Source organism: Capnocytophaga canis, from assembly GCF_000827555.1.
GTDB lineage: Bacteria > Bacteroidota > Bacteroidia > Flavobacteriales > Flavobacteriaceae > Capnocytophaga > Capnocytophaga canis.
In genome coordinates this window covers 1-270 of record NZ_CDOI01000082.1, presented here as the reverse complement: position 1 = coordinate 270, position 270 = coordinate 1, and the positions used below count along the sequence as shown (strand labels likewise).

Here is a 270-nt window from a genome sequence, read left to right as displayed (position 1 = left end):
GCTATCGTAGTTAGTGATTGTAGCTGTCGTACCATTTATTCCACATTGGGCATTAGCCACTTGTACCACAGGAACACTCGGTTTGGTATAGACATTTACCAACACATTAGCTTTCACACTTTCGCATTGACCCGCCTGTGTTTGTGTTGCCTGATAGGTAGTTGCGTGTGTTAATGGCGTAGCGTCGTTCAGTAGCATATTTCCGCTATAAACCTTAATAGTATTGAAAGCAGTAGCGTTAATACGTTTTTTCAAATCCAAAACAGTGGC

Annotated in this window: 1 protein-coding gene; it reads right to left on the bottom strand. The window is 41.9% G+C overall.

Annotated features, from left to right (window positions below):
* The coding region (locus CCAND38_RS11845) for a hypothetical protein (RefSeq protein WP_042343561.1) at positions 1-270 on the bottom strand (270 nt) is incomplete at both ends.